Genomic DNA, 12,828 nt, shown 5'->3' with positions numbered 1-12,828 from the left:
AAAACGGACGGACGGAATATGCTACGGGCTTTCATCTTTCTGACAGGGTTTCTGGCGTTTGGCACGATGGCCGCAGGCACATCCGCGCAGGCGCAGGGCGCGGGCGGCAATCCCTTCGCCCCGGTCATCACGGTCAACGACCTCGGCATTACCGGATACGAGCTTGACCAGCGCATGCGCTTCCTTGAGTTGTTGCGCGCGCCGGGCGATCTGCGCGAAGCCGCCGAAAAGGCACTGATCGAGGATCGCATCCGCGTCTTCGCCGCCGAGCGCGCGGGCATCCGCATCACCGAAGAGGCGGTCAATGCCGGCATGGAAGAATTTGCCGGACGCGCCAACCTGCCGGTCGACGAATTCCTCAAGGCGATTGCCGAAAACGGGGTCGAGCCGCAGACATTCCGCGATTTCGTGACCGCGGGCGTCGTCTGGCGCGATCTGGTCCGCGCCGAAATCGCCCCCCGGGTTCGCATCACCGATGCCGATATCGACCGTGCAATGGCGCTCGAATCCGATCGCGGCAAGGGCACGCGGGTGCTCTTGTCCGAGATCATCCTTCCCGCCCCGCCCGGTCAGGAAGGAGCCGCCATGGCCGAGGCCCGGCGCATCTCGCAGCTGCGCGGCGAAGGCGCCTTCGGCGCGGCGGCGCGCCAGTCCTCCGCCTCCGGTTCGGCCGCACGCGGCGGCCGGCTCGACTGGATGCCGATCGAGAACATGCCCCCCGCGCTGCGCGGCGCCGTGCTTGGCCTTGAGCCGGGCGAAGCCTCGCAGCCGATCCAGATCCCGAACGCGGTCGCCGTCTTCATGCTGCGCGCCATCGACGAGGGCGGCCCCATCGCCGATACCCCGCAACAGATCGACTTCGCACAGCTTCTGATCCCCGGCGCCGGGACCGAAACCGCCGCGACCTTGATCGCCACGCTGCGCGCCAGGGCCGACACCTGTGACGATCTTTACGCCGTGGCCAAGGGCATCCCCCCCGAGCAGATCCAGCGCGAAACCCTGCCGCAGACCCGGATCCCGCAGGACATCGCGCTGGAACTGGCGCATCTCGACGCGGGCGAAAGCTCCACCGCGATCGTGCGCGGGGGCAATCAGGTCTTCCTGATGCTGTGCAAGCGCGACCGGATCTACGGCGAGGAGGATCTTGCCCCCTCGCGCGACGAGGTGCGCGGACAGCTGATGAACGCACGCATCGCCGCCATGGCCGAGGGGCGCCTTGCCGACCTGATCGCCGATGCGGTGATCGTGCGCAACGACTGACCCGCCCGCATGGCGGCCACGATGCAAAAGCCCGTGATCCTGAGCTGCGGCGATCCCTCGGGCATCGGCCCCGAGATCGCCGCCAAGGCCTGGGAGGCGCTCGGCACCGCGCTGCCCTTCGTCTGGATCGGCGATCCCGCGCATCTGCCGCGCGGCACGCGCATCCGCGAAATCGCCCACCCGGCCGAGGCGATGGCCCATGCCGGACAGGGGCTGCCGGTGCTGCCCCACCCCTTCCCCGCCGCCGCAGCGCCCGGCCAGCCCGACCCGGCCAACGCCCAAGCCGTCATCGGCGCCATCGCGCGCGGCGTCGATCTGGTGATGCGCGGCGAAGGCGCCGCGCTGAGCACCGCCCCGATCCACAAGAAGGCGCTGAAGGACGGGGCCGGTTTCGCCTTCCCCGGCCATACCGAATTCCTGGCCCATCTCGCGGGCGGGGCGCGCGTGGTGATGATGCTGGCCTCGCCGCTCCTGCGCGTGGTCCCGGCCACGATCCACATCCCGCTGTCCGAGGTGCCCCGCGCCTTCACCCCCGCGCTTCTGCGCGACACCGTGCGCATCACCGCCGACGGGCTGCGCCGTGATTTCGGCCTCGCCAACCCGCGCCTCGCGGTCGCGGGCCTCAACCCCCATGCCGGCGAAGGCGGCGCCATGGGCCATGAGGAACGCGACTGGATCGCCGCGGAAATCGCCGACCTGCGCGCCGAGGGCTACGCAATCTCGGGCCCGCTTCCGGCCGATACGATGTTCCACCCCGCCGCCCGCGCCCGCTACGACGCCGCGATCTGCGCCTATCACGACCAGGCGCTGATCCCGATCAAGACGCTCGATTTCGACGGCGGCGTCAATGTCACGCTCGGCCTGCCCTTCGTGCGCACCTCGCCCGATCACGGCACCGCCTATGACATCGCGGGACAAGGCATCGCCAACCCCGCCAGCCTGATCGCCGCCTTGCGCATGGCCGCCGATATGGGGGCCGCCCGGGCCGAACCGTGATGCGCCTTCATCTTTGCCCAAATATCCCCGCCGGAGGCAACCGGCATCGGCCATCCCTCCCACCGCAGGAGGCCCGCGCATGAGCACCATCGACGGCCTGCCCCCACTGCGCGAGGTCATCAACACCCATGGCCTCGTGGCGAAGAAGCAGCTTGGCCAGAACTTCCTGCTCGACCTGAATCTGACGGCCAAGATCGCGCGGGCGGCGGGCGATCTGAGCGGCGTGGACGTGCTCGAGGTCGGTCCCGGCCCCGGCGGGCTGACGCGCGGGCTTCTGGCCGAAGGCGCGCGCCGGGTCCTGGCAGTAGAAAAGGATGCCCGCTGCCTGCCCGCGCTGGAAGAGATCGCGGCGCATTACCCCGGCCGGCTGCACGTCGTGCATGGCGACGCGCTCGATGTCGACGTGCTCGCGCATCTGCGCCCGCCGGTGCGCATCGTGGCCAACCTGCCCTATAACGTGGGCACCGAACTGCTCGTCCGCTGGTTGACGCCGCAGCACTGGCCGCCCTTCTGGGAAAGCCTCACGCTCATGTTCCAGAAAGAGGTGGCCGAGCGGATCGTGGCGCTGCCCGGCTCCAAGGCCTATGGGCGGCTTGCGCTTCTGGCGCAATGGCGCTGCGAGGCGAAGATCGTGATGACCCTGCCGCCCGAGGCCTTCGTGCCCGCGCCCAAGGTCCATTCCGCCGTCGTGCGCCTTCAGGCCCTGCCCGCGCCGCGCTTTCCCGCCGATCCGGCCATCCTCAACCGCGTCGTCGCGGCGGGCTTCAATCAGCGCCGCAAGATGCTGCGGGCCTCGCTGCGTGGCGTCGCCCCGCAGATCGAGGACAAGCTTGCCGCCGCCGGAATCGCCCCCACCGCCCGGGCCGAGGAAGTCCCGCTGGAACGGTTCTGCGCACTTGCGCGCATCATCGCCGCCGGCTGAACCGCCCCGAAACCCCGCCCGAAAAAGAAAAAAGGCCGCGCTTGGTGGCGCAGCCCTTCCGGTGTTCCGCTTCCGAACGGGGCCTATTCGGCCGCCGGTTTTTCATCCGCGGCCGCGGCCCCCTCTGCCCCGGCATTCTCGGCCTTGGGCGCGCGGGGTTTGCGCGGGGTGCGGTTGCGCGGCCGTGCGGGCTTGTCCTCCGGCTGCGCGGGCGTGTCTTCCGGTGCGGCGCCATCACTCTGCCCGGCCGCCGGGGCGCCCTCTGCCTCGGGGGCGGGGCGGGCACGACGCTCGCGGCGCGGGGCGCGGGTCTCGGGCGTTTCGACCAGACCGGAGCCCTCGCCCTCGCCGGTATCGACGGCCGAGGGAAGCTCGGGCTGATCGTCGGAGGCCTCTGCCTCGCGGCGCGGACGCGGGTTGTGCTGGCCGTTCTGCGAATGGCCCTGCTGCCCGCCATTGCCGTTGCCATTGTGGTTCTGGCTACCCTGGCCACCACCCTGATTGTGCTGTTGCTGCCGGGCTTCCTGTTCGCGCGCCTGTTCACGCTGTGCTTCCCCCAGCATCCGGGTGTAATGCTCGGCGTGTTGCAGGAAGTTCTGCTCGGCCACGCGATCGTTCGACAGCTGCGCATCGCGCGCAAGCATCAGGTATTTGTCGATGATCTGCTGCGGTGTGCCGCGCACCTTGCCCTCGGGACCGGAACTGTCAAAGACCCGGTTGATGATATTGCCGATAGAGCGCTGGCGGTTCGACTTGGAACGCGAACGGGATTTCGATGATCTCATGTGCTTTCGTGTGTCTTGGCCCTTGCCGGGCCGTGCCTGTGCGGATCGCGCACCGGATAGGGCTGGGAAACAAGCCTGACCGGAACCTTCGACCCGCGATATGAAGCTGAGCCGCGCAGGGGGGAGGCATAACCATCCGCCGAACGCGTGGTTGACTAACCATGCAGGGCGCGTGCTGACAAGTAGGATTTCACGTTTTTCGTGCGAACTGGCGCATTTTTGCGGATCTTGCGGCCCAAAAGCGCCAGATCACCTTGGATTGCAGGCCGAAACCACGCGGTCCCTTCCATCAAGATCGGGATGAACCTGCACGTCTTCAAGCCCTGCATCGCGGAAAAATCCGCCCACGGCTGCGGCCTGCGTCGGCCCGATCTCGACCAGGATGCGCCCGCCGGGGGTCAGGAATTCCCGCGCGCCATCCGCGATCAGCCGGTAAGGGGCAAGACCGTCGCCCCCCGGCGTGAGGGCGGTGCGGGGCTCCCACAGCTGCACTTCGGGGGCAAGGGTGCGCCATTCCGCCTCGGCGATATAGGGCGGGTTCGACACGATCAGGTCGAAGGGCCCCGGAACGGCGGCAAACCAGTCCGAAAGATGGAATTCCGCGCGCCCCGCCAGATCCAGCCGCTGCGCATTGCCGCGCGCGACATCCAGCGCGGCGGGCGACAGATCGACGCCGATCCCCGTCGCGCCCGGCCGTTCGGCCAGGAGGCTGAGCAGGATGCACCCGGTGCCGGTGCCCAGGTCGAGCACGCGCACGAACGCCCCCTCCAGCGCCCGTTCCACCAGCGTTTCGGTTTCCGGGCGCGGGTCGAGCGTGTCGCGCGTGACGCGGAAGGCGCGGCCGTAGAAAAGCCGCTCTCCGGTGATCTGGCTGACCGGCTGGCGCGCGCAGCGCGCGGCGACCGCGGCCGCGAACCCGGCCTCTTGCGCGGCATTCAGCCCGTCATGCAGGTGCAGCGACAAGCGCTCCGCGGGCAGCCCCATCGCATGCGCCAGAAGGCGGCGGGCGTCGCGCGCGGCCCCCTCGACCCCGGCCTCCGTCAGCCGCGGGATCGCCCTGCGCAGCGCCTCGGCGCCGGTCATCCCTCCATCTCCGCCAGGCGGCTGGCCTGATCGTCGGCGATCAGCGCGTCGATGAAGCCGTTCAGATCGCCCGCCAGGACCTGCGGCAGCGCATAGACCGTCATGTTGATGCGGTGATCGGTGATCCGGCCCTGCGGGAAGTTGTAGGTGCGGATGCGTTCGGAGCGGTCGCCCGAACCGACCTGCGCCTTGCGGTCGGCGGCGCGTTCGGCATCGGCGCGATGGCGCTCGGCCTCATAAAGCCGCGCGCGCAGGACGGCCATGGCATTGGCGCGGTTCTGGTGCTGCGATTTCTCGGAGCTGGTCACGACGATGCCGGTGGGCAGGTGGGTGATGCGCACCGCCGAATCGGTGGTGTTGACATGCTGTCCGCCCGCGCCCGAGCTGCGCATCGTGTCGATGCGGATATCCGAGGCGGGGATGTCGATATCGACCTCTTCGGCCTCGGGCAGCACCGCGACCGTCGCGGCCGAGGTGTGGATGCGCCCGCCGGCCTCGGTCTCGGGGACGCGCTGCACGCGATGCACGCCGGATTCGTATTTGAGCCGGGCAAAGACGCCCTCGCCCTCGATCCGGGCGACGGCCTCCTTGATGCCGCCGAGTTCGGTTTCGCTGTGTTCCAGAAGCTGGAAGCGCCAGCCCATCTGTTCGGCGTAGCGCTGATACATGCGCAGAAGATCGGCGGCGAAAAGGGCCGCTTCCTCGCCCCCCGTGCCGGGGCGGATCTCGACGATGGCGGGGCGCGCATCGGCCGCGTCGCGCGGCAGAAGGGCCAGGCGCAGCTGCTGCTCCATCTCGGGGAGGCGCGCCTTGAGGCGGGGCAGTTCCTCTTCGGCAAGCACGCGCATCTCGGGGTCGTGCAGCCAGCCTTCGGCTTCGGCCAGATCGGCCTCGGCCTGGCGGTATCGGGCGATCTCGGCCACGACGGGCTTGAGCTCGGCATATTCGCGGCTGATCTGCGCAATCTCTGCCGGGGCGGCGCCCGTGGTCAGCTTCGCCTCGAGAAACTCGAAGCGGGCGCGGATCTGGTCAAGTTTATCTTGCGGCAACATGGGTGGGGTTTGGCGCGAACGCGGCGCGCGGTCAAGGTGCTGCGATTTCGGGGCCGGTGGTTCGGGGTACGGGGGCGCTGCCCCCGGCTGCCCCGCCCCTGCTGGGCCGGGCAGCTCCCCCGGGATATTTCCGCTCTGGTGAATGCAGGCAGGTTATCCGGCGGCGGGCTTGCGCCGGGACCAGCCATAAAGCGCGATCAGTTCGGTGGCGACATGGGCGCCCGCGATCGCGGTGGCGCCGGTCGTGTCATAGGGGGGCGAGACCTCGACCACGTCGCCGCCCACGAGGTCGATGCCCGCAAGGTCGCGCAGGATGGCCGCCGCCTGCCAGCTGGCCAGCCCGCCCCAGACCGGGGTTCCGGTGCCCGGCGCGAAGGCCGGATCGAGCGCGTCGATGTCGAAGGTGATGTAGCACGGGCGGGTGCCCACCACCTCGCGGATGCGGGCGACGGTGTCGGCCACGCCCGCCTGATGCACGAAGGGCGCATCGAGGATGGTCACCCCGAGCGTGTCGGGATTGTCGGTGCGGATCCCGACCGAGACGGTCGCGGCGGGATCGACCACACCGGTCTTGATGGCCTTGTAGAGGAAGGTGCCGTGGTCGATCCGGCTCATGTCGTCATCGGCCCAGGTATCGGAATGTGCGTCGAACTGGATCAGCGCCATGGGTCCGTAGGCCTCGGCATAGGCGCGCAGGATCGGCAAGGTAATGAAGTGATCGCCCCCCAGCGTGATCGCCCCTGCCCCCGCAGCCAAGATCCCGGCGATATGGGCGGTGACGCGGTCGGGAAAGCTGGCGGTATGGGCGTAGTCGAAAGCCAGGTCGCCGTAATCCACGATCGAGAGTTCCGAGAGCGGGTCGTAGCCCCAGCCATAGGGCGCATCGAAGGCCTGAAGGGTGCTGGCCTCGCGGATTGCGCGGGGACCGAAGCGGGTGCCGGGGCGGTGCGTTACGGCCTGGTCGAAGGGCACGCCCGTCACCGCCAGGTCAACCCCGGCCAGATCCTTGCTGTAGCGCCGCCGCAGGAAGCTTGTCGCACCCCCGAATGCGTTTTCATAGGCAAGGCCGCGCGGATCGGTGCGCGTAAAAGCGGTATCGACCTGATTTTTTGCGTCTTCCAGCGCCATCGCCGCCTCCGTTCTAACCAACTGGTGACTTGCGGCGCCGAAAAGGTCAAGCCGCAGCAGGACAACCTGTCGCAGGTAGGCCGGGGGCAAATCTGATCTAGATCAAGTTCGTTCACGGCCGCGTTACCTTAGAATGACTCTACCTTTCGGAGCTACGGAGGACTAAAGTCATGAAACGGTACATTGCCCCGATCGCCACGCTTGCCCTGGCGATCCCGGCCTATGCTGACGATGCGGCGCTGCGCGATTCTGCCAAGGAGCTTTTCGAAGCGATCCCGCTGCAGGCGCCGATGCTGGAAAACAACGTGATCACGCGCGATCGCGTGGATCTGGGGGCGAAGCTGTTCTTCGACCCGCGCATGTCCAAATCGGGTCTGTTCTCGTGCCAGTCGTGCCACAACGTGGGCATCGGCGGCGTGGACGGGCTTGAAACCTCGATCGGCCACGGCTGGCAGAAAGGTCCGCGCAACGCGCCGACGATGCTGAACGCCGTGTTCAACGTTGCCCAGTTCTGGGACGGGCGTGCGGCCGACCTTGCCGAACAGGCCAAAGGCCCGGTTCAGGCCGGGGTCGAGATGAACAACACGCCCGAGCAGGTCGTGGCGACGCTGAACTCGATGCCCGCCTATGTCGACGCGTTCAAGACCTCGTTCCCCGGTGAAGCCGATCCGGTGACCTTCGACAACTTCGCGCTTGCCATCGAGGCCTTCGAGGCGACGCTGATCACGCCGAACTCCAAGTTCGACCAGTTCCTGATGGGGCAGGACGGCGCCATGAGCGAGCAGGAAAAACGCGGCCTGCAGGCATTCATGGATACCGGCTGCACCGCCTGCCACGCTGGGATCAACGTCGGCGGCGAGGGGTACTTCCCCTTCGGCCTGATCGAAAAGCCCGGTGCGGATGTTCTGCCCGAAGGCGACCGTGGCCGCTTTGCCGTGACCGAAACCGCGGATGACGAATACGTCTTCCGGGCCGCACCGCTGCGCAACGTGGCGATCACCGCGCCCTATTTCCACTCGGGCCGGGTCTGGGATCTGAAGGTTGCGGTGGACATCATGGCCGAATCGCAGCTTGGCGAGAAGCTGGAGGAAGGCACCATCGACGATATCGTCGCCTTCCTCGGCACGCTGACGGGCGAACAGCCCGAGGTGGTTCACCCCATCCTTCCGGTTCGCACCGCGACCACGCCGAAGCCCGAAGAAATGTAAGCGCCGCCGCGGTGGGTTCGGCCCGCCACGCGGCAACCACGCAAAGCAAAGGCGCAAGGGGATCCTTGCGCCTTTTTCCATTGCGGCCCCTGCCCCATCGCGTCCGTCAAACAAATTGCGCCGTGACCGCCCCGACCCCGCGCAACATGACCTTAGTCAAATTCACAGTCACCAAAATGCGCTAGTTTAGTCAGGCCGCCGCCGTCCGGAGAGTTCGATGAGACTGACGACACGCACCAATCTTGCCATGCGCACGTTGATGTTCTGCGCCATCAACAAGGACCGGATCGTGCGCAAGCACGAGATCGCGGTGTGTTGCAATGCCTCGGAAAACCACCTTGCACAGGTGGTCAACACGCTTGGGCAGCTTGGCTTTGTGGAGACCCATCGGGGGCGCGCGGGCGGGTTGAAACTTGCGCGGCCCATGGAGGAAATCTATGTGGGCGCCGTCCTGCGCGCCTTCGAGGCCGATGTCCCCTTCGCGGAATGTTTCGACGAACACGCCAATACCTGCCCGCTACGCGATGCCTGCCTGTTCCGCGACGCGCTGATTGCGGGGCTTGAGGCGTTCTACACCTCGATGGACCGGCTGACGCTGGCCGATATGGTGCGCGACAACTGCGCCCTGCGCGCCCTGCTGAGCCTGCCGGACGAAGAGGCGATACGGGTCTGCGGCTGACCCGAAAGCCTCACTCCGGGTCACATCCGCGCGAGCCGCGCGCCTTCCCGATCATAGTGCTTGACCCAAGCGCGCCACGGGACTATCCGCGCCGCGATTTCGCCGTTTTCAACCCGTATCATACCGAAACGGGGGGCGGAGCAACGAGGTAGGCAGATGCAGTTCATGCAACAATCGGGCGGCACGCAGGACCAGCCCCAGCAGCATGGTCAGACGCAACAGGGCGCGCAGCAATCGCAGGGCGGCGCACAGCAGCAACAATCCGCGACCACGCCGCAACAGCAGCAGGGCGGCGCGGTTCAGTTCTCGGACTGGGCCTCGATCTGAGGCTTGCGCGGGCGGGCCGTCCGGGGAACACTCTGCACCCGCAGACCCCGGAGTCCCAGGTGCCAAGCCCGCTGACCGACATTCCCAATATCGGCCCCGCCACCGCGGCGGGGTTCGAACAGGCCGGCATAACCGATGCCGAGACGCTGCGCGCCATGGGGGCGGATGCGGCCTATGGCGCCTTCCTCAGGGCCGGCGGCACGGCGCATTTCATCGGCTATTATGCGCTTGTGATGGGGCTTCAGGGCCGCCCTTGGAACGATTGCCGGGGCGCCGAAAAGCTTGCGCTGCGCCAGCGGTTCGACGCGCTCCGCGCCCAGGCACGCGCCGAAGGCGTGGACCCCGCCCGCGCGATCGAGGCGGTTCTGGACCAGATCGGGCTTGGCCTGCGGCGCGGCTGACCCGCCCGACGCGAACGCGAAAGGCCGCCCCTTTCGGGACGGCCCCTGAAATCCGCAGATCCCGTGGCGGGCTCAACCGACCAGTTCGAGACCCGAGAAGAAGAACGCGATCTCGACCGCGGCGGTTTCCGGCGCGTCCGACCCGTGGACCGAGTTTTCACCGACCGACAGCGCGAATTCCTTGCGGATCGTGCCATCCGCCGCCTGCGCGGGGTTGGTCGCGCCCATCACTTCGCGGTTCCGGGCAATGGCGCCCTCGCCCTCCAGGACCTGTACGACGACCGGCTCGGAGGCCATGAACTCGCACAGCTCGCCATAGAAGGGGCGGTCCTTGTGAACTTCGTAGAACTTGCCGGCCTGTTCCATGCTCAGCTTGATGCGCTTTTGCGCCACGATGCGCAGGCCCGCTTCCTCGAACTTGGCATTGATCTTGCCGGTCAGGTTGCGGCGGGTCGCGTCGGGTTTGATGATGGAAAGCGTGCGTTCGATCGCCATGGCTGATGCCTCTTTGCTTGTTGGGATAAGACGGGGCGGACGCCCGGCCGAATTCTGCGCGCCTGCTAGCACGCGCCCGTGCCGTTGAAAAGCCCCGCCGCGCCGGGAACCCCGCCACGGCGCGCGAAACGGGCAGGCGCGGCAACGCGCCACATTCTTATTCCGATTATTTCAATCAAGAATAAGCGGGACAGAGACTCCAGACAGGAAACCCCCATGAAAGCCGCTGCATTCCTTGCCGCCCTGCCCCTCGCCCTGCCGCTGCCCGCCATGGCCGAGCCCGCGCCCCTGCCGCTCAGCTACCAGATCTTCGAGGCCGCGGTGCCGCATGTCGACATGGCGGTCTGCCCGGTCGACCTTGCGGCCGAGGGGCAGTTCTGCCGCATGGCGCTTCTGAACGACGAAATCCACGTCTTCGTCTTCTCGGAAGAGGGCGAGCAGCCGATGATCGCCTTCCACTCCTGGCCGGTCGACCTGATGGCGGGGCTGCTGGACTGAGCCGCGATTGACAAGGCCTGCGCGGTCGTTCATCCCGGCCGCATGCTCAAGATCTCGGACATCACCTATTCCGTCGAAGGTCGCCCCCTGTTCGAGGGCGCCTCGGCCACCATCCCCGATGGCCACAAGGTCGGCCTTGTGGGGCGCAACGGCGCCGGCAAGACGACGCTGTTCCGCCTGATCCGGGGCGACCTGGCGCTGGAAGGCGGAGAGATTTCGCTGCCCGCGCGCGCCCGCATCGGCGGTGTCGCACAAGAGGTGCCCGCGTCCGCGACCAGCCTGATCGACACGGTTCTGGCCGCCGATACCGAGCGCGCCGCCCTTCTGGCCGAGGCCGAGACCGCCACCGATCCGCATCGCATCGCCGAGGTCCAGACCCGGCTGGCCGATATCGACGCCTGGTCGGCCGAGGCGCGCGCCGCCGCGATCCTGCGCGGGCTTGGCTTCGACGCCGAGGCGCAGCGCCGCCCCTGTTCGGATTTCTCGGGCGGCTGGCGCATGCGCGTGGCGCTTGCCGGGGTGCTGTTCGCGCAGCCGGACCTTCTCTTGCTGGACGAGCCGACGAACTACCTGGACCTCGAGGGCGCGCTCTGGCTGGAAAGCTATCTGGCGAAATACCCCCATAGCGTCATCATCATCAGCCATGACCGCGGCCTTCTGAACCGCGCCGTGGGGGCGATCCTGCATCTGGAAGACCGCAAGCTGACGCTGTGGAACGGCCCCTATGACCAGTTCGTCCGCCAACGCGCCGCCGCGCGCGCCGTGCAGGCCGCCGAGGCCAAGAAGCAAGAGGCCCGACGCGCCCATCTGCAAAGCTTCGTCGACCGCTTCAAGGCCAAGGCCAGCAAGGCGGTGCAGGCGCAGGCGCGGGTGAAGATGCTGGAGAAGATGGAGCCGATCACCGCCCCCGAAGAAGCCGCAAAACAGGTCTTCACCTTCCCCGCGCCCGAGCAGCTTTCCCCTCCCATCATCTCGATGGAGGGGTGCGCGGTGGGCTATGGCGGCCCGCCCGTCCTGCGCCGGCTGTCGCTGCGTATCGACCAGGATGACCGGATCGCGCTTCTGGGTCGTAACGGTGAAGGAAAATCGACACTTTCCAAGCTGTTGGCAGGCAAACTTCAACCATCCGAGGGGCATGTCACGCGCTCGGGCAAGCTGCGCATCGGTTATTTCGCGCAGCATCAGGTCGACGAGCTGGATCTGGACGAGACCCCCTTGCAGCACATCCAGCGGCTGCGCCCGGCCGAGGCGCAGCCCCGCCTGCGCGCGCGTCTGGCGGGGTTCGGCCTTCTGGCCGATCAGGCCGAAACCCAGGTGCGCAAGCTGTCGGGCGGCCAGAAGGCGCGGCTGTCGCTGCTTCTGGCCACGCTCGATGCGCCCCATCTGCTGATCCTGGACGAGCCGACGAACCATCTCGACATCGAAAGCCGCGAGGCGCTGGTCGAGGCGCTGACCGCCTATTCCGGCGCGGTGATTCTGGTCAGCCACGACATGCACCTTCTGGGCCTTGTGGCGGACCGGCTGTGGCTGGTGAAGGGCGGCGCCGTCGCACCCTATTCCGGCGATCTGGAAGCCTATCGCGCCGAATTGCTGGCGGGCGACCCGGCGGAAAAGCCGCCCGCGAAGCCGAAGGACAAGCCCGCGCGCCCGTCGCGCGATGCGATCCTTGCGCTGCGCGCCGAGGCCCGCAAATGCGAAGAGCGCGTGAGCAAGCTGTCGGAAATGATTGAAAAGCTTGACGCTATTCTTGCCGATGCGACACTTTACGAACCCGGAAAGGCCGCCGAGGCGGAAAAATGGATGAAGAAGCACGCCGAGGCCCGCGACGGGCTGGCCCGCGCCGAGGCGCTTTGGCTGGAGGCGCTGGAAGCACTGGAGACCGCCGAGGCCGGGTAAGGCGGGCTGCGGCAAATTTTCCGATTTTTCCTGTCGGGTATTGACCGGGTGCGTGATGTCGGCTCTAAGCTCGCCCAAATTCCGAGCAAAGGAGTCAA

General features: G+C 67.6%; 14 protein-coding genes. 9 read left to right on the top strand and 5 right to left on the bottom strand.

Going from position 1 to position 12,828, the window contains the following annotated elements:
• The first annotated feature begins 18 nt into the window (after nucleotides 1-18).
• The 3 genes from AC4PTO_RS06765 (at nucleotide 19) to rsmA (ending at nucleotide 3,178) form a co-directional block, all read left to right on the top strand.
• Complete coding sequence (locus AC4PTO_RS06765) at nucleotides 19-1,260, top strand: peptidylprolyl isomerase (RefSeq protein WP_492732968.1); 1,242 nt, start codon at nucleotides 19-21, stop codon at nucleotides 1,258-1,260.
• Nucleotides 1,261-1,281: 21 nt separating this feature from the next.
• A complete protein-coding gene (pdxA, locus tag AC4PTO_RS06760) occupies nucleotides 1,282-2,256 on the top strand; it encodes a 4-hydroxythreonine-4-phosphate dehydrogenase PdxA (protein WP_492732967.1) in 975 nt (324 codons plus the stop codon).
• Between the two features lie 79 nt (nucleotides 2,257-2,335).
• Entirely contained in the window at nucleotides 2,336-3,178 is an 843-nt protein-coding gene (gene rsmA / locus AC4PTO_RS06755; RefSeq protein ID WP_492732966.1) for a 16S rRNA (adenine(1518)-N(6)/adenine(1519)-N(6))-dimethyltransferase RsmA, read from the top strand.
• An 83-nt stretch (nucleotides 3,179-3,261) separates the two neighbouring features.
• Here rsmA and AC4PTO_RS06750 read toward each other — a convergent pair whose 3' ends face one another.
• From AC4PTO_RS06750 to speB, 4 genes are all read right to left on the bottom strand, one after another.
• Nucleotides 3,262-3,963 (bottom strand): DUF4167 domain-containing protein, encoded by a 702-nt coding sequence (locus AC4PTO_RS06750; RefSeq protein ID WP_492732965.1) that lies wholly within the window; start codon nucleotides 3,961-3,963, stop codon nucleotides 3,262-3,264.
• A gap of 249 nt (nucleotides 3,964-4,212) precedes the next feature.
• Entirely contained in the window at nucleotides 4,213-5,046 is an 834-nt protein-coding gene (gene prmC / locus AC4PTO_RS06745) for a peptide chain release factor N(5)-glutamine methyltransferase (RefSeq protein WP_492732964.1), read from the bottom strand.
• Nucleotides 5,043-6,098, bottom strand: coding sequence for a peptide chain release factor 1 (prfA, locus tag AC4PTO_RS06740; protein ID WP_492732963.1), 1,056 nt, complete (start codon nucleotides 6,096-6,098; stop codon nucleotides 5,043-5,045). The genes prmC and prfA overlap by 4 nt, the downstream gene beginning before the upstream one ends.
• A 153-nt stretch (nucleotides 6,099-6,251) precedes the next feature.
• A complete protein-coding gene (gene speB, locus AC4PTO_RS06735; protein WP_492732962.1) occupies nucleotides 6,252-7,226 on the bottom strand; it encodes an agmatinase in 975 nt (324 codons plus the stop codon).
• A 170-nt stretch (nucleotides 7,227-7,396) separates the two neighbouring features.
• Here speB and AC4PTO_RS06730 point away from each other — a divergent pair, with 170 nt between their 5' ends.
• The 4 genes from AC4PTO_RS06730 to AC4PTO_RS06715 all read left to right on the top strand — a co-directional run bounded on the left by AC4PTO_RS06730 (nucleotide 7,397) and on the right by AC4PTO_RS06715 (nucleotide 9,841).
• The gene (locus AC4PTO_RS06730; protein ID WP_492732961.1) at nucleotides 7,397-8,434 is read left to right on the top strand and encodes a cytochrome-c peroxidase; all 1,038 of its coding nucleotides are present in this window, start codon (nucleotides 7,397-7,399) and stop codon (nucleotides 8,432-8,434) included.
• Nucleotides 8,435-8,651: 217 nt separating this feature from the next.
• Nucleotides 8,652-9,113 carry an RrF2 family transcriptional regulator gene (locus tag AC4PTO_RS06725; protein WP_492732960.1) on the top strand — a complete coding sequence of 154 codons (462 nt, stop codon included), beginning with the start codon at nucleotides 8,652-8,654 and terminating at the stop codon, nucleotides 9,111-9,113.
• Nucleotides 9,114-9,269: 156 nt separating this feature from the next.
• Nucleotides 9,270-9,440, top strand: a complete 171-nt coding sequence (locus AC4PTO_RS06720; RefSeq protein ID WP_492732959.1) for a hypothetical protein — start codon at nucleotides 9,270-9,272, stop codon at nucleotides 9,438-9,440.
• Between the two features lie 59 nt (nucleotides 9,441-9,499).
• Entirely contained in the window at nucleotides 9,500-9,841 is a 342-nt protein-coding gene (locus tag AC4PTO_RS06715; RefSeq protein WP_492732958.1) for a TfoX/Sxy family DNA transformation protein, read from the top strand.
• A gap of 72 nt (nucleotides 9,842-9,913) precedes the next feature.
• On the opposite strand, the gene ndk is transcribed toward AC4PTO_RS06715, so the two are convergent.
• On the bottom strand, nucleotides 9,914-10,336 hold the full coding sequence (ndk, locus tag AC4PTO_RS06710; protein WP_492732957.1) for a nucleoside-diphosphate kinase: 423 nt from the start codon (nucleotides 10,334-10,336) through the stop codon (nucleotides 9,914-9,916).
• Nucleotides 10,337-10,552: 216 nt separating this feature from the next.
• On the opposite strand from ndk, the gene AC4PTO_RS06705 reads away from it, so the two are divergent.
• Both AC4PTO_RS06705 and AC4PTO_RS06700 read left to right on the top strand, forming a co-directional pair.
• Nucleotides 10,553-10,834, top strand: coding sequence for a hypothetical protein (locus AC4PTO_RS06705; RefSeq protein WP_492732956.1), 282 nt, complete (start codon nucleotides 10,553-10,555; stop codon nucleotides 10,832-10,834).
• A gap of 42 nt (nucleotides 10,835-10,876) precedes the next feature.
• Nucleotides 10,877-12,730, top strand: coding sequence for an ABC-F family ATP-binding cassette domain-containing protein (locus AC4PTO_RS06700; RefSeq protein ID WP_492732955.1), 1,854 nt, complete (start codon nucleotides 10,877-10,879; stop codon nucleotides 12,728-12,730).
• Nucleotides 12,731-12,828: the final 98 nt, after the last annotated feature.

Source organism: Rhodobacter maritimus, assembly GCF_058747975.1.
Note: the sequence above shows the minus strand (reverse complement) of the source record. Positions and strands in the feature narration are given on the sequence as shown.

What these genes read in the sequence shown, in the direction of transcription:
- AC4PTO_RS06765 (WP_492732968.1), top strand. Translation starts at nt 19, where the DNA reads ATGCTACGGGCTTTCATCTTTCTGACAGGGTTTCTGGCGTTTGGCACG.
- pdxA (WP_492732967.1), top strand. Translation starts at nt 1,282, where the DNA reads ATGCAAAAGCCCGTGATCCTGAGCTGCGGCGATCCCTCGGGCATCGGC.
- rsmA (WP_492732966.1), top strand. Translation starts at nt 2,336, where the DNA reads ATGAGCACCATCGACGGCCTGCCCCCACTGCGCGAGGTCATCAACACC.
- AC4PTO_RS06750 (WP_492732965.1), bottom strand. Translation starts at nt 3,963, where the DNA reads ATGAGATCATCGAAATCCCGTTCGCGTTCCAAGTCGAACCGCCAGCGC.
- prmC (WP_492732964.1), bottom strand. Translation starts at nt 5,046, where the DNA reads ATGACCGGCGCCGAGGCGCTGCGCAGGGCGATCCCGCGGCTGACGGAG.
- prfA (WP_492732963.1), bottom strand. Translation starts at nt 6,098, where the DNA reads ATGTTGCCGCAAGATAAACTTGACCAGATCCGCGCCCGCTTCGAGTTT.
- speB (WP_492732962.1), bottom strand. Translation starts at nt 7,226, where the DNA reads ATGGCGCTGGAAGACGCAAAAAATCAGGTCGATACCGCTTTTACGCGC.
- AC4PTO_RS06730 (WP_492732961.1), top strand. Translation starts at nt 7,397, where the DNA reads ATGAAACGGTACATTGCCCCGATCGCCACGCTTGCCCTGGCGATCCCG.
- AC4PTO_RS06725 (WP_492732960.1), top strand. Translation starts at nt 8,652, where the DNA reads ATGAGACTGACGACACGCACCAATCTTGCCATGCGCACGTTGATGTTC.
- AC4PTO_RS06720 (WP_492732959.1), top strand. Translation starts at nt 9,270, where the DNA reads ATGCAGTTCATGCAACAATCGGGCGGCACGCAGGACCAGCCCCAGCAG.
- ndk (WP_492732957.1), bottom strand. Translation starts at nt 10,336, where the DNA reads ATGGCGATCGAACGCACGCTTTCCATCATCAAACCCGACGCGACCCGC.
- AC4PTO_RS06705 (WP_492732956.1), top strand. Translation starts at nt 10,553, where the DNA reads ATGAAAGCCGCTGCATTCCTTGCCGCCCTGCCCCTCGCCCTGCCGCTG.
- AC4PTO_RS06700 (WP_492732955.1), top strand. Translation starts at nt 10,877, where the DNA reads ATGCTCAAGATCTCGGACATCACCTATTCCGTCGAAGGTCGCCCCCTG.